The organism is Dechloromonas sp. A34, from assembly GCF_026261605.1.
Taxonomy (GTDB): Bacteria; Pseudomonadota; Gammaproteobacteria; order Burkholderiales; family Rhodocyclaceae; genus Azonexus.
Genome location: NZ_CP102486.1, coordinates 1,332,720 through 1,352,594, shown reverse-complemented (window position 1 = coordinate 1,352,594; position 19,875 = coordinate 1,332,720). Strand labels below are relative to the sequence as shown.

The 19,875-nt window shown below is 59.1% G+C and carries 23 protein-coding genes and 1 pseudogene; 2 read left to right on the top strand and 22 right to left on the bottom strand.

Features of this window, described 5'->3' with window-relative positions; all coding sequences use genetic code 11:
* Positions 1-16: 16 nt before the first annotated feature.
* The 8 genes from tatA to hisB are packed head-to-tail and all read right to left on the bottom strand — an operon-like array spanning position 17 to position 4,075.
* On the bottom strand, positions 17-247 hold the full coding sequence (tatA, locus tag NQE15_RS06800) for a Sec-independent protein translocase subunit TatA (protein ID WP_265947776.1): 231 nt from the start codon (positions 245-247) through the stop codon (positions 17-19).
* Between the two features lie 9 nt (positions 248-256).
* Positions 257-607, bottom strand: a complete 351-nt coding sequence (locus NQE15_RS06795) for a histidine triad nucleotide-binding protein (protein ID WP_265947774.1) — start codon at positions 605-607, stop codon at positions 257-259.
* On the bottom strand, positions 604-930 hold the full coding sequence (locus NQE15_RS06790) for a phosphoribosyl-ATP diphosphatase (protein ID WP_265947772.1): 327 nt from the start codon (positions 928-930) through the stop codon (positions 604-606). Before NQE15_RS06790 ends, NQE15_RS06795 begins: the two co-directional genes overlap by 4 nt.
* Positions 927-1,328: a phosphoribosyl-AMP cyclohydrolase gene (gene hisI, locus NQE15_RS06785; RefSeq protein WP_265947770.1), complete on the bottom strand. Its 402-nt coding sequence runs from the start codon at positions 1,326-1,328 to the stop codon at positions 927-929. The genes NQE15_RS06790 and hisI overlap by 4 nt, the downstream gene beginning before the upstream one ends.
* Complete coding sequence (gene hisF, locus NQE15_RS06780; RefSeq protein WP_416336531.1) at positions 1,325-2,086, bottom strand: imidazole glycerol phosphate synthase subunit HisF; 762 nt, start codon at positions 2,084-2,086, stop codon at positions 1,325-1,327. Before hisF ends, hisI begins: the two co-directional genes overlap by 4 nt.
* Positions 2,083-2,823 carry a 1-(5-phosphoribosyl)-5-[(5-phosphoribosylamino)methylideneamino]imidazole-4-carboxamide isomerase gene (gene hisA, locus NQE15_RS06775; protein ID WP_265947766.1) on the bottom strand — a complete coding sequence of 247 codons (741 nt, stop codon included), beginning with the start codon at positions 2,821-2,823 and terminating at the stop codon, positions 2,083-2,085. The genes hisF and hisA overlap by 4 nt, the downstream gene beginning before the upstream one ends.
* Before the next feature lie 35 nt (positions 2,824-2,858).
* Positions 2,859-3,464 (bottom strand): imidazole glycerol phosphate synthase subunit HisH, encoded by a 606-nt coding sequence (hisH, locus tag NQE15_RS06770; RefSeq protein ID WP_416336530.1) that lies wholly within the window; start codon positions 3,462-3,464, stop codon positions 2,859-2,861.
* A gap of 23 nt (positions 3,465-3,487) precedes the next feature.
* Complete coding sequence (gene hisB / locus NQE15_RS06765; RefSeq protein WP_265947762.1) at positions 3,488-4,075, bottom strand: imidazoleglycerol-phosphate dehydratase HisB; 588 nt, start codon at positions 4,073-4,075, stop codon at positions 3,488-3,490.
* A gap of 130 nt (positions 4,076-4,205) precedes the next feature.
* On the opposite strand from hisB, the gene NQE15_RS06760 reads away from it, so the two are divergent.
* Positions 4,206-6,806, top strand: coding sequence for a diguanylate cyclase domain-containing protein (locus tag NQE15_RS06760; RefSeq protein ID WP_265947760.1), 2,601 nt, complete (start codon positions 4,206-4,208; stop codon positions 6,804-6,806).
* Positions 6,807-6,843: 37 nt separating this feature from the next.
* A complete protein-coding gene (gene hisC / locus NQE15_RS06755) occupies positions 6,844-7,914 on the top strand; it encodes a histidinol-phosphate transaminase (protein ID WP_265947759.1) in 1,071 nt (356 codons plus the stop codon).
* A gap of 94 nt (positions 7,915-8,008) precedes the next feature.
* Here the strand turns inward: hisC and xdp1 are convergent, their stop codons facing one another.
* The 14 genes and pseudogenes from xdp1 to NQE15_RS06685 all read right to left on the bottom strand — a co-directional run bounded on the left by xdp1 (position 8,009) and on the right by NQE15_RS06685 (position 19,873).
* Entirely contained in the window at positions 8,009-8,761 is a 753-nt protein-coding gene (gene xdp1, locus NQE15_RS06750; protein ID WP_265947757.1) for an exosortase-dependent surface protein XDP1, read from the bottom strand.
* Between the two features lie 139 nt (positions 8,762-8,900).
* On the bottom strand, positions 8,901-11,723 hold the full coding sequence (gene prsT, locus NQE15_RS06745) for an XrtA/PEP-CTERM system TPR-repeat protein PrsT (protein WP_265947756.1): 2,823 nt from the start codon (positions 11,721-11,723) through the stop codon (positions 8,901-8,903).
* 65 nt (positions 11,724-11,788) lie between these two features.
* Complete coding sequence (locus NQE15_RS06740; RefSeq protein WP_265947755.1) at positions 11,789-12,310, bottom strand: chromate transporter; 522 nt, start codon at positions 12,308-12,310, stop codon at positions 11,789-11,791.
* Positions 12,307-12,870, bottom strand: a complete 564-nt coding sequence (locus NQE15_RS06735; RefSeq protein ID WP_265947753.1) for a chromate transporter — start codon at positions 12,868-12,870, stop codon at positions 12,307-12,309. Before NQE15_RS06735 ends, NQE15_RS06740 begins: the two co-directional genes overlap by 4 nt.
* 13 nt (positions 12,871-12,883) lie before the next feature.
* Positions 12,884-14,185: a histidinol dehydrogenase gene (gene hisD, locus NQE15_RS06730; RefSeq protein WP_265947751.1), complete on the bottom strand. Its 1,302-nt coding sequence runs from the start codon at positions 14,183-14,185 to the stop codon at positions 12,884-12,886.
* 5 nt (positions 14,186-14,190) lie between these two features.
* Positions 14,191-14,835, bottom strand: coding sequence for an ATP phosphoribosyltransferase (gene hisG / locus NQE15_RS06725; RefSeq protein ID WP_265947749.1), 645 nt, complete (start codon positions 14,833-14,835; stop codon positions 14,191-14,193).
* 131 nt (positions 14,836-14,966) lie between these two features.
* On the bottom strand, positions 14,967-15,173 hold the full coding sequence (locus NQE15_RS06720; protein WP_226442526.1) for a cold-shock protein: 207 nt from the start codon (positions 15,171-15,173) through the stop codon (positions 14,967-14,969).
* Positions 15,174-15,393: 220 nt separating this feature from the next.
* Entirely contained in the window at positions 15,394-16,647 is a 1,254-nt protein-coding gene (gene murA, locus NQE15_RS06715; RefSeq protein WP_265947743.1) for a UDP-N-acetylglucosamine 1-carboxyvinyltransferase, read from the bottom strand.
* The gene (locus tag NQE15_RS06710; RefSeq protein ID WP_265947741.1) at positions 16,640-16,885 is read right to left on the bottom strand and encodes a BolA family protein; all 246 of its coding nucleotides are present in this window, start codon (positions 16,883-16,885) and stop codon (positions 16,640-16,642) included. Before NQE15_RS06710 ends, murA begins: the two co-directional genes overlap by 8 nt.
* Positions 16,886-16,889: 4 nt before the next feature.
* Complete coding sequence (locus NQE15_RS06705; RefSeq protein WP_265947739.1) at positions 16,890-17,642, bottom strand: ABC transporter permease; 753 nt, start codon at positions 17,640-17,642, stop codon at positions 16,890-16,892.
* 29 nt (positions 17,643-17,671) lie between these two features.
* Positions 17,672-18,358, bottom strand: a pseudogene (locus NQE15_RS06700) (ABC transporter ATP-binding protein); the annotation flags it as partial.
* Between the two features lie 7 nt (positions 18,359-18,365).
* Complete coding sequence (locus NQE15_RS06695) at positions 18,366-18,647, bottom strand: STAS domain-containing protein (protein WP_265947737.1); 282 nt, start codon at positions 18,645-18,647, stop codon at positions 18,366-18,368.
* Entirely contained in the window at positions 18,644-19,267 is a 624-nt protein-coding gene (locus tag NQE15_RS06690; RefSeq protein ID WP_265947735.1) for an MlaC/ttg2D family ABC transporter substrate-binding protein, read from the bottom strand. Before NQE15_RS06690 ends, NQE15_RS06695 begins: the two co-directional genes overlap by 4 nt.
* 18 nt (positions 19,268-19,285) lie before the next feature.
* Entirely contained in the window at positions 19,286-19,873 is a 588-nt protein-coding gene (locus NQE15_RS06685) for a VacJ family lipoprotein (RefSeq protein WP_265947733.1), read from the bottom strand.
* Positions 19,874-19,875 lie beyond the last annotated feature (2 nt).

Sequence of the window (19,875 nt, the reverse complement as noted above, 5' to 3'; positions counted from 1 at the left end):
CAGATCCGCTCATCGGTTACGACTTGGTCTTTTCCTTGACTTCGACGTCAATGGTCTGGCCGTTAACCTGCTGCGTCGGCTGCGTATCGGCCGGCTTGTTCTCGGCCGTAGCATCCTTCATGCCGTCCTTGAACCCCTTGACCGCGCCCCCCAGGTCCTGCCCGACATTGCGGAGTTTCTTGGTACCAAAAATCAGCAAGACGATGACCAAGACGATCAACCAGTGCCAAATGGAAAAACTGCCCATGTTTGTCTCCTAAAGGCGTTTCAGCATGGGGCCGACCGGGTCCGGTCCGCCCACGATATGTATGTGCAGGTGCGGCACTTCCTGCTGCCCCACCCGCCCGGTATTGATGATGACGCGAAAACCGTCCGGACTGCCCTGCGCCGTCGCAATTTCGTTGGCCTTGGCCAGCATCCGACCCAGCAGCGGCGCATCGTCAGCGGTCGCCGTGGCCAGTGAGGTGATGTGCTTTTTCGGAATAACCAGCACATGCACCGGCCGCGCCGGGTTGATGTCGTTGAAGGCGAGGATGTCCTCGTCTTCATAGATTTTTCCGGCCGGGATTCTACCGTCGACGATCTTGCAGAAAATGCAGTCGCTCACTTTGTACCCCGTGACGCCTTCTCGTCAATACCGGAAATACCCTCACGCCGACGCATTTCCTGGGAAACGTCCTCAATGCTCAGGCCGTAAAAGGCAAGCAGCACCAGCACGTGATAGATGACGTCGGTCGACTCCCAAACCACCTTCAGGCGCTTGCCTTCCTTGCCAGCCATGATCAGTTCGGCGCATTCCTCACCGATCTTCTTCAGGATGGAATCCGGACCTTCGGAGAACAGCTTGGCTGTATAGGACTTCTCCGGGTCGGCATTCCGGCGGGAGGCGAGCGTCTCCGAGAGACGGTGCAGGATGTCATGCGTGCTCATTTTGCGTAAATTTCCTTAGGATCTTTCAAAACCGGATCGGCGGGAACCCAGAGTTCCCCCTGCAGTTCGTTGAAAAAGCAGCTTTCACGTCCCGTGTGACAGGCAATGCCGCCCACTTGTTCAATCGCCAGCAACAGCACGTCACCATCGCAATCGGTGCGGATCGACCTGACCTTCTGAAAGTGGCCAGACTCCTCACCCTTGCGCCAAAGGCGCTGGCGCGACCGCGACCAGTATACCGCGTTGCCGCAGCGGACCGTTTCCAGCAGGGACTCGCGATTCATGTAAGCGAACATGACCACCCGTCCACTCGCATCCTGGGCAATGGCCGGAATCATGCCTTCGGCATCCCATTTCAATGCCGCCAGCCAGCTCAGGGAATTGTCGAGATCGCTCACAAACGGACTTCAATGCCCCGGCTGGCCATGAACTCCTTGGCCTGACGGACGGTGTATTCCCCGAAATGGAAGATCGAGGCAGCCAGTACCGCATCGGCCCTACCTTCGGTCACGCCATCGGCCAAGTGCTGCAAATTGCCAACCCCGCCGGATGCGATAACCGGAATCGTGACGGCATCGGAGACAGCCCGGGTCAGCGCCAGATCGAAGCCATTCTTGGTGCCGTCGCGATCCATGCTGGTCAACAGGATTTCACCAGCACCGAGACCCGCGACCTTTTTCGCCCAATCGACCGCATCCAGCCCAGTATCGTTGCGACCGCCATGGGTAAAGACGTGCCACTTGCCCGGTGCGACCTGCTTGGCATCGATGGCCACCACGATGCACTGCGAACCCACCTTGCTGGAGGCATTGAAGACCAGATCGGGATCATTGACCGCCGCCGTATTCATCGACACCTTGTCGGCGCCGGCATTGAGCAGGCGACGGACATCCTCGACCTTGCGCACGCCGCCACCGACGGTCAGCGGAATGAAGACCTGCTCGGCACAGGCTTCGACGATGTGCAGAATGATGTCGCGCTGGTCGCTGGATGCCGTGATGTCGAGAAAAGTCACCTCATCGGCGCCCTGCTCGTCGTAACGGCGGGCGATCTCGATCGGATCGCCGGCATCGCGCAGGTCGACAAAGTTGGTCCCTTTGACAACGCGGCCCGCCGTGACATCGAGACAGGGAATGATCCGTTTGGCAAGCATCAGGCGCCCAGCTCGTCGGCCATTTTCTGCGCAGCCTGGAAGTCGAGAGAACCGTCGTAAACCGCACGCCCGGCGATGGTTCCAATCACGCCCTCGCGCTCGACGGCGCACAGCGCCTTGATGTCATCGAGGTTGGAAAGGCCGCCGGAGGCGATCACCGGGATGGTCAGGGCTTGCGCCAGGCGCACTGTGGCTTCGATATTGATCCCGGAGAGCATGCCGTCACGGCCGATATCGGTGTAGATAATCGACTCGACGCCGTAATCCTCGTATTTCTTACCCAGATCGACGACATCGTGGCCGGTCAGCTTGGACCAACCATCGGTTGCCACCTTACCGTCCTTGGCATCGAGTCCGACGATGATGTGCCCGGGGAAAGCCGTGCAGGCATCATGCAGAAAGCCGGGATTCTTGACCGCTGCCGTACCGATGATGACGTAGGAGATGCCATCATCGAGGCAACGTTCGATAGTATCGAGATCGCGAATACCGCCACCGAGTTGCACCGGGATATCGTCGCCGACGACCTTGAGGATCGCCTTGATCGCCGATTCGTTTTTCGGCTTGCCGGCAAAAGCCCCGTTCAAGTCGACCAGATGCAGGCGCCGTGCGCCCTTCTCCAGCCAGTGGCGGGCCATTTCGGCCGGACTGTCGGAAAAGACGGTGGCCTGTTCCATCAGGCCTTGTTTCAGACGCACGCACTGGCCGTCCTTCAGATCAATGGCAGGAATAATCAGCATGGGATTTGGATGAGAATTAAACGGAAGACATCGTCTTACGGACGCCACTCGACGAAATTTTTCAAAAGCTGCAGACCGTCCTGGGCGCTCTTCTCGGGGTGGAACTGGACGGCGAAGATATTATCCCGCCCCACAGCACAGGTAAAGGGGATGCCATATTCCGCAGTGCCAGTCACGACCGAGGAATCGGCCGGCTGCACACAATAGCTATGCACGAAGTAGAAGCGCGCCCCGTCGGCGATCTTGGCCCACAGCGCATGCGGCTTCTGTTGCAAGCAATTCCACCCCATGTGGGGAACTTTCAGGCGCTGGCCGTCGACACCGACCATGCGGGCGTCCGGAAAGCGCTTGACCTCTCCGGCGAACACTCCAAGACCGGCGACATTGCCTTCTTCGCTATGCTCGAAAAGCATTTGCAGACCGATGCAAATGCCGAGAAAGGGTTTGTCCTTCGCCGCTGCCAGCACCGCCGGACGCAGACCGCGGGCATCGAGCTCGCGCATGCAGTCGGGCATGGCACCCTGACCGGGAAAAACCACGCGCTCGGCGGCCGCCACCACGGCCGGGTCGGCGGTGACGATAATCTGCTTGCCGCCGGCAACATGCTCCAGGGCTTTCGACACGGAGCGCAGGTTGCCCATGCCGTAATCGATGACGGCGATGCTCACAGCGTGCCTTTCGTCGAGGGCATGACCCCGGCCATGCGCGGATCGGGGGTTACCGCCATGCGCAGGGCGCGGCCAAAGGCCTTGAAAATGGTCTCGGCCTGGTGGTGGGCATTCTTGCCGCGCAGGTTGTCGATATGCAAGGTCACTCCGGCATGATTGACCAAGCCGTGGAAGAATTCGCTGATCAGATCGACATCGAACTGGCCGATCATCGCCCGCGTGAACTCGACATTGAGTTCCAGCCCCGGGCGGCCGGAGAGATCGATGACCACCCGCGACAATGCCTCGTCGAGCGGAACGTAGCTATGACCATAACGGGTCAGGCCCTTCTTGTCGCCCCACGCCTTGGCCAGCGCCTTCCCGACGGTAATTCCGATATCTTCGACCGTGTGGTGGGCATCGATGTGGAGGTCGCCTTTGGCCTGCACATCGAGGTCGATCAGACCGTGACGGGCAATCTGGTCGAGCATGTGATCGAGGAATGGCACCCCGGTGGCGAACTTGCCCTGACCGGTGCCATCGAGATCGAGGCGCACGGTGATTTGCGTCTCCAGCGTATTGCGAGTGATTTCGGCTTGCCGCATGGTGCGAACGGATTGGTTTTGACCGGCCGATGATACCACTCCGACCGTCGGACAGGACGCTCCGGCCAGCCTCTCGGAACGGAATCCACCTACCACTTTAGTGCTAAGCTCCAAGCTTAGAGGGGCGTGCATGGTCAAGATCAGTCGATTTACAAGCATTGCCATCGTCTTGCTGGGCACGACGGCGCTCAGCATTTGCCTCTATTGGTGGCAACTGCTCTCCTCAACGGCCGAACTGCACGAAAAAACGATGGCCCAGGCCATGCAGACGGCCAGCCGGCTTGCCATCGCCGGCGCCGGACAAACCGAAGCCTTGATCCGCAGCATTGACACCACCCTGGAGGATCTGCGCCACGATTACGTTGTTCATCCCGGAGAGTTTGACGCTGCCGTACAGCGCGCCATGCGCTTTCAGCCGGACGGCCTGATCCTTCAGGTAGGTGTCATCGACCAGGCCGGCGTACTGGCCTATTCCAGCCTGGGCAACCCCGGGAATGTATTTCTCGGTGACCGCGAGCATTTCAAAATCCATCAGCAACCCGGCTTTAGCGACCAACTTTTCGTCAGCGCGCCGGTCTTTGGCCGACGCTCCAACAACTGGTCGATCCAGTTGGCCCGGCGCATTGAGGAGAAAGGGCAATTCAAAGGCGTCGTGGTCGTCTCCATTTCTCCCGAATTCCTGTCTCGACAACTGGCCCGATTCGAATTGGGCGACAACGACGTCATCGCGATTTTCCGTGCCGACGGCACTTACCTGAGCCGGACACCGAAGCTGAACGACTACATGGGCAAGGCGGTACGTGCCGATCGCCCATTTCTCAGGGAAAACTCGCCCAGTTACGGCACCTTCCGCTCGCTCGCCTCGCACGAGCCGGTACAACGCAGTTTCGCCTGGCAAGGCGTTGCCCATTACCCGCTAATCATCACTGCAGGAATCGCCGACAGCGACTTCCTGGAACCGGTCGAGCGCGAAATCATGGCCGGCCACTTCCGCAACGCTTCGGGCACTGCCGTCGTGCTATTGCTGGCCTGCACGCTGGCCTTTTTCATCGTCCGCCTGGAGAAGGAACAGGCAGCCGCACTGAAGAGCGCCACCCTGTATCGTCACCTGTTCGAAAAAAATGCTTCAATTCAGCTGATCATCGATCCGGAAGACGGCCAGATCGTCGATGCCAATCCGGCCGCCTGCCATTTTTATGGCTACTCGCGCGAACAGTTCACTCGCCTGCACATTGGCGACATCAATCAACTCCAGCCCGATGAGATCAAGGCCGAGATGGCGATGGCCGGCAGCGAACGGCGACAGTATTTCAATTTCCCGCACCGACTAGCCAATGCCGAAACCCGTCAAGTCGAGGTCTATTCGGCCCCGGTTGAGCTGGACGGGCGCGCCTTGCTACATTCGATCATCCACGACATCAGCCTCCGCCGTCAGCTGGAAAACCAGCTTGCGGAAAGCGAAACACGGCTGCGCAGCATTTTTGCCGCGCTACCCGACGGCCTCCTGATCGTCGCCCCGGACGGCCGGATCGTGCAGTGGAACGAAGCGGCGCTGAACGTCTTCGATGTCGACGAACAGGCCTTACAGGAGCGTCGCCACACCATGCTTTACGCCGATGGCCGCAAGGTTCCGACGGAGGACTTTCCCGGCATGCGCGCCATCCGCAGGGAACCTGTTTTCACCAACGAACTCTATGCCATCGAACGGAAAAACAAGCCTCTGCGCTGGATCGCGGTCAGCGCCCGGCCGCTCCCCGCTGGCGCAAATGGCGAGCCTGGCGGCGAAGTGATAGCCGCAGTTGACGTCTCCCGTCTGATCGAACTCGAAGCCTCCCACCAGATTGCCCAATCGGTCTTCGAATCAACCACCGAGGGCATCATGGTGTGTGATGCACAAAATCGGATCGTCACCGTGAACCCGGCCTTTTCGGACATCACCGGCTATCCGCCGGCGGAAGTACTCGGCCGCAACCCGGGCTTTCTCGCCTCCGGCCACCACGACCCGCAGTATTACCAGGCCATGTACAAGACCCTTGAGCAACTGAATCGCTGGGAGGGTGAAATCATCAATCGGCGGCGCGATGGCTCGACCTACGTGGGCTGGCTCAAAATCGCCGTCATTCGCGAGACCGACCACAAGATTCGGCGCTATGTCGGCCTGTTCTCGGACATTACCGTTAAAAAACGGCAGGAACAGGAAGTCTGGCATCAGGCCAATTACGACGCGCTGACCGACCTTCCCAACCGTGTCCTGGTCCACGACCGCCTGCAACAAGCCATCGCCCAAGCAGCCCGACGCGGAAGCCAGGCTGGACTGCTGTATATCGACCTCGACCGCTTCAAGCCGGTCAATGACACCTATGGCCACCAAGCTGGCGATGAACTGCTGCGCCAGGTGGCCCGCCGTATCGGCAACTGCATTCGTGACGAAGATACTGTCGCCCGCATCGGCGGTGACGAGTTTCTCGTCCTTCTGCCGACGCTGACCCAGCGCGAAGCGGCATTACGAGTAGCCGAAAAAGTCCTCGACAGTCTCTGCCAGCCTTTCCGCCTCGACCAGGCGACGGTCGAGATCGCAGCCAGCATCGGTATTGCCCTTTATCCGGAACATGGGTTGTCGGTTGAAACGCTGCTCGAACATGGCGATGCCGCCATGTATCGCGCTAAGACTGACGGCCGCCGCACCATTCGCCTGTTCAGCCCGGCGGCTCCGCGCGCCGACCCATGCTAGAATTTGGGCCGATCCCCCTCACGCCTGAACCATCCCCATGAGCAAGTTCTGGAGTGCCGTCGTCGGCGGCCTGACCCCCTACATCCCCGGCGAGCAACCCAAGCTGGCCAATCTGATCAAGCTCAACACCAACGAGAATCCTTACCCGCCCTCGCCCAAAGTATATGCGGCGATTCAGGCGGAACTTGGCGACGACGCGGCGCGCCTGCGCCTCTACCCCGACCCGAATGCCGACCTCCTGAAAGCAGCGGTCGCCAGACGGCATGCCCTGACTCCACAACATGTCTTTGTCGGCAACGGCTCCGACGAGGTTCTGGCGCATGTTTTCATGGCACTGTTGAAGCACGAACAGGCAATCCTGTTTCCTGACATCACTTACAGCTTTTACCCGGTCTACTGTGGCCTGTATGGTGTGGATTACCACACCGTACCGCTGGCCGAGGATTTCAGCATCGACCCGGCCGATTACCAGAACCGGGCCAATGGTGGCATCATTTTCCCCAACCCGAACGCCCCGACAGGCCGTGCGCTGGCCCTCGATGCCGTCGAGCAGATCGTCAAGGCCAACCCGGATTCGGTCATCGTCGTCGATGAAGCCTATATCGATTTTGGTGGCGAAACGGCAATCAGCCTCGTCGGCCGATATGACAACTTGCTGGTCATCCACACGCTATCCAAGTCCCGCTCGCTGGCCGGCCTACGCGTCGGTTTCGCCGTCGGCCATCCGGCGCTGATCGAGGCCCTGGAGCGGGTCAAGAACAGCTTCAATTCCTACCCCCTGGACCGCCTGGCCATCGTCGGTGCTGTTGCCGCGATCGAGGACGAGACCCATTTCGAGCAATGCCGCCGGGCAGTCATTGCCACCCGCGACGTCCTGACCGCAGAACTCCAGGCGCAGGGCTTCGAAGTCTTGCCTTCGGTCGCCAACTTTATCTTTGCCCGCCACCCCCGACACGATGCAGTGAAACTGGCCAATGCCTTGCGTGAAAGAAGCATCATCGTCCGCCACTTCAAACTACCGCGCATAGACCAGTTCCTGCGCATTACTGTCGGCACCGATACCGAATGCGAAGCGCTTACCAGTTCGCTACGTAGCATCCTCACCTGAACAAAAAACCCGCCGGATGGCGGGTTTGCATTGCAAGGTCACAAAAAGACCGAAGGCAAGCGCCTTCGGTCCTGATGCCGGGAATGAATTCTTCTTATGCCGCCCGCTTGCGCGAGCGCCACCCGACAAAACCGAACATCGCCGCGCCGAGCAACAATGCGGTCGAGGGTTCGGAAACCTCGGTCTGTGTTTTGGTTCCGGAAGAGTACGACACCGAGTAGAACTTGCCGTAATCCGGCGAGGTGTCTGCCACAAACCCCCTGGCCGAAACATCCGATGCCTGCTGGCCACTAAACGCGCTGTTGTAGGCCATTACCAGCCAGAAACTGGACGACACCGGACTGGTGACATTGACTGACTTTTCCGAGGTCGTCACCAGGTTCGAGTAGTTTCCGACCAGACTCCAGCCCAATCCGATCAGATCGGAATACTTCGTGCTCGCGCCAAAGGTCGGCCCTGTGACATTGCTGATCGCCGGATTCATGTAATCCAGAGGCTTCCAGGCAAGCACCGTAATATCGGCATCGTTGTACTTCCAGCCGATTTTTACCGAGTTCAACTGTGTGCTGGCACCGAAATTCAGCAACAAAGCTTCCTTGTAGCCCACGTTGTCAAGCGAATGCTGGGGAGAGGTTTCGCCACCACTGTTCACGCCATAGCCACTGCCCGAATACCAGGTGAGTGTTTTCGTCTGCAACGCACCACCGGTCCCGGTATTGGAATACCCAGTCACGCTCAAGGCATCAACTGTGCTGTTGAGAACAGAGGTGGTAGCCCAACCAGACCCTGCGCTCGCCAACAGAGCAAGACCAAGGGTCAGCATGGATACACTAATTCTGTTTTTCATTTTGCCTCCCAAATATTCCAAAACCACGGATACTGAAATTAAAGCAACTCTCATACCCATAAAAATTATCACAATAAATCAAACAACTAATCATCTACCAGTCGGCACAAACAACAATACTGTAAAAGAGCCCGACATGCTATTTGCCAATTTCCAATTGCAATTTTCTCGCGGCCACCACCCCCTCAAAGGGAGCTTCATCCCGGAGGGCACTACGCAACTCATCGCGCGCCTCCGGTAAGCGCCCCATTTTGACCAAGGCGTGCGCGAGGTGGTAGCGAATTTCCCGACTTTCCGGATCTCGCAAGCGGGCGTCGCGGAGCAACCCCACGCCCCGTTCGAACCGCCCTTGGGAAACCAGCACCCAACCGAGGGTATCGATCACCGTCGCGTCTCGATCGGAAAGCCGGTAGGCCCGCTCCGCAGTATCCAGGGCCGTTCGATCGCCTTGCCGCAACAAGGCCTGTGCCAAATTATTCAGGACCAGCGGATCGTCCGGCCGGACCGACAACGACCGCCCATAGGTCCGCCTCGCCCCGGCAGGATCATCCGCCGACAGATACCCGTCGCCCAGCATACGTAAAGCCATCAAGTCGTTCGGATGTGTTTTCGTCCATTCTTCAAGAGCCTTCAGCCCCCGCCCACGCTCACCAGACAATTCGTAGGCCCGGTACAGGCGCATGATAACGCCCTCCGCCCCCGTCTTGCCAAGCAGCAGCCGATAGACGTTGGCGGCTGCCGGATACTGCCCGCGGGCCATCAGCAGATCACCTTGCAGACCGGCAACCGCGACATCATTTGGCCGCTGCTGCTGCAATGACTTGATTCGTGCTTCCGCCTTGGCGTAGTCTTTTTGAGCAATCTCGATCTCGGCCATCATGAGAAGTGCCGGCAGGTAGCCCGGTGTCCCGGCAATAGCCTTTTCAAGGCTATACAACGCGCCGGGATCATTTCCGGCAGCGCGCTGCATGCGCGCAATATTCAGTTGGGCCTCGGCATCAAAGTTGGCAAAGCGTGTCATCTCGGCAAGCGTTCGGCGCGCCTCGGCAAGATCCCCGATGGCCATCTGGGCTCGCACCAAGGCAGATCGCGCAACAAGGTCGCCGTTGGCTTTCAGATTGACATCCTTGGCAACGGAAAGCGCATGGTCGAAACTCCGTTGCCGGAGATAGAGATCAATCAGGTACAAGCCAGCCCGCATCGCCCCACTTGGAAAGACGCGCGCTTTTTCCAGCCACCGGATGGCTTCTGCCGCGTTGCCGATGCGCTCTTCCAATTGCGCCAGCTCAAACATGGCATCTGTATTTTTTGGCGATGCCTTAAGCAGCGCATTCAACCGCATGCGCGCCGCTTCCGGCTTGCCTTCCGCCACATCCAGCTTGGCGATGTTCAATATCGCCGGCACATGCCCGGGCGCAGCCTGGAGAGTGCGCTCGTAGGCTCTTCGGCTCCCGGCAAGATCACCAGCCGCCCCCTTGATGCCACCCAGCAAATTCAGGGCAAGCAGATCGTTGGGCTGAGCCTTGACTAACGTTTCAGCCACCTCCACCGCCTTCGCAGACTGCCCTTTGCGCATCAGCAAGGTCGCGAGAGCGACCCCCGCTCGCGTCTGACTCGGATCCTTGGCAAACGCCTGCTGGAGATGTTCGAGACCGAGATCACTGCGCCCCTCTCCCAGAAGACTAAGACCAAAATCAGTACGGATATCGGCGGCCCCGGGGCCTGACAACCTGAGCGACTCCTCGAGCAAGCGACTCGCCTGGGCATAACGCCCTTCCGTCATGTTGGCCGCCGCCAACAGCGAGAATAGTCTGGCATCTTGGGGATTGCCGGCCTTGAGTGGTTCCAGAATGGAGATGACCTTGCTGGTTTGCCCCTTTTGCAGATATATGCTGGCCAGCAGTTTTGCCGCCCCCACATCACCAGGATAACGACGCAGGAACTCTCCGAGACTGGCAATCGCCTTTTCCTGATTGCCCAGACTGAAATGGGCCAGAGACAACATCATCAACATCTGCTTATTGGCCCCGAGAACCGCCATCGGCACCGGATCAAGCAGATTGACGACACGCTTCAACGCTTCCTGCGCCGTTGCCGCATCACCTTTCCGACCGGCAATCAATGCTTGAAAGTAGGCACCCCGGGGATCCTTGGGAAATATCTTCAAGATATCCGCGACATCGCGCGACGCATCGTCCAATTGCCCCTGATCGATCAGCAAGCTGGCACGCGCGATACGAGCGTCGACGTTGCGCGAACTGAGGTGCATCACCTGAGCATAGGCTGCAAGCGCTGCACTGGCATCTCCCTTCGCGTGCAGGACAGACGCCTTGAACTCCCACGATGACGAATCATCCGGAGCAATTGTCATGACTTCATCAACCAGGCGCGCGGCATCGGCGACACGCCCCTGAAGAAGCATCAACGCCCCCTGGGCCGCCCGCACCTTCGCCGATCGCGGATCGACTCCTCTGGCCTCCTCCAGACTGCGTTCGGCCTGCTGATTATTTCCTTTCGCGGCATACGCCTTGGCTCGAAGCAGCAGGACATCGCGGCGCAGCCCGCCGGAAAGCCCCGACGGGGCAAGGCGCTGAATCAAGGAATCAAACTTTCCCTGCATCAGAAAGACCTGCCCAAGCGGGAGAATGACCTCGCTGCGATCCACCCCCAAATTAAGCGCCTCCTCGAAGGCGACCTCGGCACCGATCGGATCACCTTCCATGAGCAGCGCCTTGCCCAACAGCACCTGGGCAGCGAGCATCGTCCGGTCCTGCTGGATGGCGTTCTTGAGCTGAATCACCGCCCCGGCGGAATCCTGATTATCAAAACGCTTCAGCGCATCTTCGTAGTAAAGGGACGCTTTCGGATCGGACCCGATTGCCGCTCCCGAAAAAGCAGCAGAAACCGCCAGGGTGAATCCCAGATAGCGAATGGCGCGCATATTAATTAAGGACGAGGACATGTCGAGCCAGTGTAGCCAATGACCCACACAATCTCCGTGAGATTGCTAACGGTTTCTGCTAGGTATTAAAGCAAGCCCAACGAACCCAGCGCCGCCCCGATACCGATCAGCCACAGCGGATGCGCCTTGCTCCGCAAATTGACGACGACCGTCGCCGCGACCAGGCCCCATGCCGCCCAGCCGAAACCCGCCGCCTGCGCGATCAGCGTCGCGCCGGAAAAAACCAGGCCAACCGCCAGTGGCGCAACGCCAATGCTGACTGCTTTCTGCCAGCGCTTGCCAGAAAAACTCTCCCAACGGTCGATCAGCAGGTAGATGAGCACGCTCATCGGCAGACACATGGCCAGCGTCGTCGCCAAGGCCCCCGCCAGGCCGGCAATTTCCCAACCGATCAAGGTGACGACCAGCACATTCGGCCCCGGTGCAGCCTGGGCAATGGCATAGAGGTGGGTAAAAGTCGTGTCGTCGAGCCAGTGATGATTTTCGACGACAACGCGGTGCATTTCCGGCAGCAGGGCCGTAGCCCCGCCGAAGGCGACGAAGGAAAGCAGCGCGAACTCGAGAAAGAGCTCGAGTGCGGCGCTCATTTCCGCCCCAGGCGCCAGTAAGCAATGCCGCCGGAGACGGCCAGACCGGCAATCATCACGAACGGCATAGGCCAGCGTAGCCAGGCGATGGCGGCCACGTTCAAGGCCGTAAAAGGCAGGAAAACAGGCTTCTCCTTGAGGGCCGCACCCATGCGCCAAGCCATCGCGAAAAGCAGGCCGCAGCCGACGGCGGCAATGCCGCGCAACATCGACTGGACCATGGGCAAGCCACCGTAGCGGTCGTAAAAGAGCGCCAGCAACAAGACAATGGCAAACGGTCCGGCCAGCAAGCCGAGCGGCGCGACGATGGCGCCGGATAACCCCTGGTAACGCTTGCCGACGACAACCGCCAGGTTGACGACATTCGGCCCGGGCAAGAACTGGCAAAGCCCAAGTTGGGCATTGAACTCCTCGGCCGTCATCCAGTATTTTTCCTCGACCAGCATGCGCCGGGCAAACGGCAGGACGCCGCCGAATCCGGAGAGGCCAACCGAGGAAAATCCCAAAAAAAGCGCCCGGAGATCCGGGCGGCTTGGCGATTCGGGAAGGGCTGCGTTCAATATCGTTTCCGGCTTAATTTTCCAGCCGGAACTCGGCCGACTTGGCGTGGGCCGGCAAACCTTCGCCGTGAGCCAGCGTCGAGGCGATGCGCCCCAGCGTCTGCGCGCCAGCCTTCGAGACCTTGATCAGGCTGGTCCGTTTCTGGAAGTCATAGACGCCGAGTGGCGATGAGAAGCGCGCGCTACCGGAAGTCGGCAGCACGTGGTTCGGGCCGGCACAGTAGTCGCCAAGCGATTCCGAGGTGTAGTGACCGATGAAGATGGCCCCAGCGTGGTGAATTTTTTCGACCCATGGATCGGGATCGGCCAGCGCCAACTCGAGGTGTTCCGGTGCAACGCGGTTGGCGATGGCGCAGGCTTCTTCGAGATCGCGGACGTGAATCAGCGCGCCCCGGTCGGTCAGCGAGGTTTCGATGACCGCACGGCGCGGCATAGTCGGCAACAGCTTTTCGATGCTGGCCTGAACGCGATCGATAAAAGCAGCGTCGGTACAGATCAGAATCGATTGCGCCAGTTCGTCGTGTTCGGCCTGCGAGAAGAGGTCCATCGCCACCCAGTCCGGATCGCTGCTGCCGTCGGCGACGACCAGGATTTCCGAAGGACCGGCCACCATGTCGATGCCGACGATGCCGAACACCCGACGCTTGGCGCAGGCGACATAGGCATTGCCAGGACCGACGATCTTGTCGACCTGCGGCACGGTCTGCGTGCCGTAAGCCAGCGCCCCGACGGCTTGTGCGCCACCAATGGTAAATACGCGGTCGACGCCAGCCAGGCAGGCTGCCGCCAGCACCAACTGGTTGTGCTCGCCGCCGGGCGTCGGCACCACCATGATCAGTTCCTTGACGCCAGCCACCTTGGCCGGAATCGCGTTCATGAGCACCGAGGAGGGGTAAGCCGCCTTGCCGCCCGGCACGTAGAGACCGACGCGGTCGAGCGGCGTAATCATCTGACCGAGCATGGTGCCGTCGGCTTCGGTATAGCGCCAGCCTTCCAGCTTCTGCTTCTCGTGATAGATGCGAACGCGCTGGGCGGCCGCTTCCAGCGCCTGGCGCTGCACGGCCGGCAGGCCATCGAGCGCCTTCTGCATTTCCGCCTTGGTCAACTCGAGATCGGCCATGCCATTGACCGCCAAGCGGTCGAACCTGTTGGTGTACTCGACCACCGCGGCATCGCCGCGCGCCTTGATATCAGCCAGGATGCCGATCACCGTGCGTTCGATGCCTTCGTCCTGCGCTGCCTCAAAAGCAAGTAGAGCATCCATTTTTGCCGAGAAATCGGCGTCGACCGTCGCCAGTCGTTTGATCGCGACCATAAGGGTTACTTCTCCACCGCCCGGGCAAAGGCGTCAATAATCGGTTGCAGGGTGTCGCGCTTGACCTTGAGCGAGGCCTGATTGACCACCAGGCGGCTTGAAATGTCGGCGACATGCTCGACCGCGAGCAACTTGTTGGCCTTCAGCGTACCGCCAGTCGACACCAGGTCGACGATGGCATCCGCCAGGCCGGCCAGCGGCGCCAGTTCCATCGAGCCGTAAAGCTTGATCAGGTCGATATGGACCCCCTTGGCGGCGAAGTGTTCCCGTGCCGTCTTGGTGTACTTGGAGGCGACCTTCAGACGATTGCCCTGGCGCACCGCATTCTGATAGTCAAAACCCTCGGGCACGGCAACCATCATCCGGCACTTGGCGATCTTCAGGTCGAGCGGAGAATAAAGCCCTTCGCCGCCGTGCTCGATCAATACATCCTTTCCGGCCACGCCAAGATCGGCGGCTCCATACTGGACATAGGTCGGGACGTCGGTGGCACGCACGATGACGACACGCACATCTGGCTTGTTGGTCTCAATGATCAGCTTGCGCGAGGTTTCCGGGTTTTCGCTCGGAACGATCCCGGCGGCAGCCAATAACGGCAGGGTCTCGTCGAAAATGCGGCCCTTGGAAAGGGCGATGGTAATGCCGTTCACGGGGAATTCTCGTTATAAAAGCACGATTTTACCGCAAAGCCGGGGGACAGCCATGAACACCGCAAAACGCTGGGCGTAAACGCAAAAAAGCCCGGAAAACCGGGCTTTTCTTGATACAGGCGACGCCGGACTTATTCAGCCGGGCGGATGTTTGCAGCCTGCTTGCCCTTCGGGCCGGTGACGATATCGAAAGTCACCTTCTGGTTTTCGGCCAGAGTCTTGAAACCGTTGCCTTGGATGGCAGAGAAGTGAGCGAAGAGATCTTCACCACCTTCAGACGGGGAGATAAAACCAAAACCTTTGGAGTCGTTGAACCACTTAACGGTACCAGTTGCCATTTATAGCTTCCTTGGAAAAAATTTAACAGGCTTACGCCCAAACAATACGAGAACCAAGACCGAGGAGCTGACAAACCGGAGTACGGCGCAGGAACAAAACACTGCCTGGAAATCCCGAACGCGCAGTATGGAGCACTGTTTCAATTCTGCAAAGCATTATTTTCGCTTTTCTGCGGAGCAAGGTCTTGAGCTAAGCGATTCAATGCCGAAACGACCCGCCTTAGTGGACCCGCCTGACACTCGCTCCGAGCTTCGCCAGCTTCTCCTCGATCCGCTCGTAGCCACGATCCAGGTGGTAGATACGATCGATCAGCGTTTCGCCTTGGGCCACCAGACCGGCAATGACCAGCGAAGCCGAAGCCCGCAAGTCGGTCGCCATGACGGTCGCCCCCTCCAGGCGATCAACCCCGCGCACGATGGCGTTGTTGCCTTCGATCTGAATGTTGGCGCCGAGGCGCATCAATTCATTGACGTGCATAAAGCGGTTTTCAAAAATGGTTTCACGGATAGTCGCCACGCCGTCGGCAATGCAATTGATCGCCATGAACTGGGCCTGCATGTCGGTCGGAAATGCGGGATAGGGCGCGGTGCGCAGGCTGACTGCCTTCAGGCGCTGCGGCGCCTGCAACCGGATGGCATCGCGCTCGACAGTGACCTCGCAGCCGGCATCCATCAGCTTGTCGACCACGGTATCGAGGTAGGCAGCGGAGGTTTTCAACAGACGGATGTTGCCGCCGGTGGCGGCAGCTGCGCACAGATAGGTACCGGTTTCGATGCGGTCCGGCATGATGGCATGGGTTGCCCCGTGCAGCTTCTCGGCACCCTGAATACGAATGACGTCAGTGCCGGCGCCGGAGATACGGGCGCCCATGCTGACCAGGCAATTGGCCAGGTCAACCACCTCGGGCTCGCGAGCGGCATTTTCGATAATCGTTTCGCCATCGGCCAGACAGGCCGCCATCATCAGGTTCTCGGTGCCAGTCACGGTCACCATGTCGGTACAGATGCGCGCCCCCTTCAGACGGGTCGCCTTGGCATGGACGTAGCCCTGCTCGACCTTGATCTCGGCGCCCATGGCCTGCAAGCCCTTGATGTGCTGATCGACCGGACGGGCGCCGATGGCGCAGCCGCCGGGCAGCGATACGCGCGCTTCGCCACAGCGGGCAACCAGCGGCCCGAGCACCAGAATCGAGGCGCGCATGGTCTTAACCATCTCGTAGGAAGCCACCGGATTGTTCAGTCCGCTGCCATTGAGCACCAGGCCATCGACGCCATCCATCGTCACGCCGACGCCCATGTCGCCGAGCAGGCGCAGCATCGTCGAAATATCGTTGAGATGCGGCACATTGGTCAAATGCAGCGGTTCGGCCGTGAGCAGCGAGGCACAGAGAATCGGCAGCGCCGCATTCTTAGCACCGGAAATGGCAACTTCGCCGGAAAGAGCGCTACCGCCCTGAATCAACAACTTATCCACGCTGGGCGCTCCATTCTTCCGGGGTCAGGGTTTTGAAGGAAAGGGCATGCAACTCCCCGGTCGCAAGCTTTTCCTTGAGGGTCTGATAAACGCGCTGCTGGCGCTGGACGCGGCTTTTGCCGATAAATTCGGCGCTGACCACGAGCGCTTCGAAATGCTGGCCGTCGCCATCGAGGGCGAGATGCTCGCAGGCCATGCCGGCGAGAATGAGTTCTTTGATTTGATCGGGGTGCATCATGGGTTCAGGTCCTTAATTTCCAGCCGCGCTTGAGCAGATTCAGCGTCAATAAGGAGACGACCGCAAAGCAGGCAAAAACGACTACCAAGCTAAATTCTGGCGCCACGTCGGAGACACCGAAAAAGCCATAACGAAAGCCGTCAATCATGTAAAAGACGGGATTGTAATGCGACAGACTCTGCCAGAACGCCGGCAGCGAGTAAATCGAGTAGAAAACTCCTGAAAGCATAGTCAACGGCATGATCAGAAAGTTCTGGAAGGCAGCCAACTGATCGAACTTCTCGACCCAGATACCAGCAATCATGCCGAGCGCCCCGAAGAGCGCCCCGCTCAACAGGGCAAAAACAAAAATCCACAACGGCGCCACCACTTTCAACTCGGCAAACCAGAGCGTCGCCAGGAGGACGCCGACACCGACCATCAGTCCACGGACCATTGCCGCCAAGACATAGGCGGCGAAGAAGGCGCTGTAGGGAATGGGCGGCAAGAGCACGAACACGATGGAACCGGTGATCTTGGCCTGAATCAGGCTGGACGACGAGTTGGCGAAAGCATTCTGCAAGACCTGCATCATCACCAGCCCCGGGATCAGAAAGCTGGTGTAACGCACTCCATGGACCAGGACATGGTCTTCGAGCACATGGCCAAAAATCATCAGGTAGAGCAAGGCCGTCAACACCGGCGCCGCCACGGTCTGGAAGGCAACCTTCCAGAAGCGCAGCAACTCCTTGTAGAAAAGCGTCCAGAAACCGATCATCGATTCATCGTCCGGACAAAGACCTCTTCCAGAGACGCTCCGGGATAGCCCGCCATCAGATTAGCCGTCGTATCGAGCGAAATGACGCGCCCCTGCTTCATCAGCGCAATCCGGCCGCACAGTGCTTCGGCCTCTTCGAGGTAATGCGTGGTCAGGATGATGGTATGGCCCTCGCCGTTCAGACGACGCACAAACTGCCACAGACCCTGCCGCAGTTCGACATCGACGCCGGCCGTTGGCTCATCGAGCACGATGACCGGCGGCTTGTGCACCAGTGCCTGAGCGACCAGCACGCGGCGTTTCATGCCGCCCGACAGCCGCCGCATGTTGACGTTGGCCTTGCTGGTCAGATCGAGGTTTTCGAGAATTTCGTCGATCCAGTCGTCGTTCTTGCGGATACCGAAATAGCCGGACTGGATCTGCAAGGTCTCGCGGACGTTGAAGAAGGGATCGAACACCAGTTCTTGCGGGACGACACCGAGCAGGCGGCGGGCCTGGCGAAAATCCTTGATTACATCGTGACCAAGCACCTTCAGGCTGCCCGAATCCGGTCGAACGAGCCCTGCCAGCGACGAAATCAGCGTCGTCTTGCCGGCACCGTTCGGCCCCAACAATCCGAAAAACTCACCAGCTTGTATCTCCAGGGAAACACCAGCCAGTGCCTGAAGCGAACCAAAATGCTTGACGACGTCAACGATGGAAACAGCAGCAGCCATGCTCCCCTCAAGCCAGGGGAAGAAGTTCTGTAACGCCGTAGAGCTCGGCCAGCGAGCGCACACCCGCCGGGATATGGGCAAACTTGACCGTCGAATTGGATGGCTCTGCGGCACGCAGCCAACCGAGCATCACCGCGATAGCCGACGAATCGGCTTCGTTGACTGCCGAGAAATCAAAAACCTGCTCACCCGGCTGCAAAGCAACCCGACCTGCTTCCAGCAAGCCGCGCGCATTGGCCATAGTCAGCGGCACCTTAACGGCAAGGCGCCCGCCTTCACGTTCGATCATTTTTTGTCGGCCTTGGCCAGATTGGCTTCCAGCGACTTGTTCTTGGCGGCAACCGAGGCAATCAGGCCATCAATCCCAGCATTGCGAATTTCCTGGCCAAACTGGTCGCGATAATTGGTCACCAGACTGATGCCGGCAACGACCACATCGTAAACCTTCCAGCCGGCGTCAAGCTTTTCCAGGCTGTAATCAAGTTGCACCGGCTTGCTGCCCGGCTGAATAACCTCAGTGCGGACAAGCACATCGCTATCCCCGGGATTCATCTTGAACGGCTTGTAGACAACTTTCTGGTTTTTGTAGCTGGTCAGCGCGTTGGAGTAGGTACGCACCAGCAATGTCTTGAACTCTGCTGTCAGTTGCTGCTGTTGCTGCGGCGTAGCTTTCCGCCAGTCTTTGCCAACGGCCAGCGCCGTCATGTGCGAAAAGTTGAAATGCGGCAACACTTTTTTGTCGACCAGCTCGATCACCTTGTTGGTATTGCCATTCTGGATCTCCTTGTCCTTACGGATGATATCCAGTACATCTTCTGTCACATGCTGAATCAACGCGTCCGGCGCCTCCTGGGCGATAACAGAGGAAGCAACAAACGCAGCAAGAAAGAAGGAAAGAAGCTTTTTCATCGTCAATTTTCAGTCAGGTCAGTCATCGAGCCGCGGCGGGCGGCCATCAAAAATCTGGTTACGGCGACGCTGCAGATAAGCGTCGCGAATATAGGCATATTTATCGAGCGCCGCTTCTTCAACCACCTTGTCGGCAGGCAGCAGACTGGCCCGGATATCGACGAAGCGCAGGGCACGAAGCCCGTTGCGACTGGCGATCGGATAAACGAAACCAACCGGATCGACCGTGGTATCAACCCCCCAGCCGGCTGTATCGCGGACAGAGCGGGGCCCGATGATCGGCCAGAACAGATAGCCTCCGTCGCTGATCCCCCAGATGGCCAGTGTCTGACCAAAATCCTCTTCGTGCTTTTCGAGTCCCAGTTCGCTGGCCACATCGAACAGTCCGAAGATACCTACCGTCGAATTGATCAGCAGTCGCCCAAAATCGATGCCGGCGTCGCCAAACTTTCCCTGCAGCGCCCCGTTGACTCCAATCCACAAATCGCCGACGTTGCCGAAGAAGTTGCCAACCCCCGCCTTGACCGGCAAGGGCACCGCCTTGTCGTACACCTGAGCAACCGGCTTTGCCGCATAAGTGTCTACCACCTCGTTGACGGCGAACATGG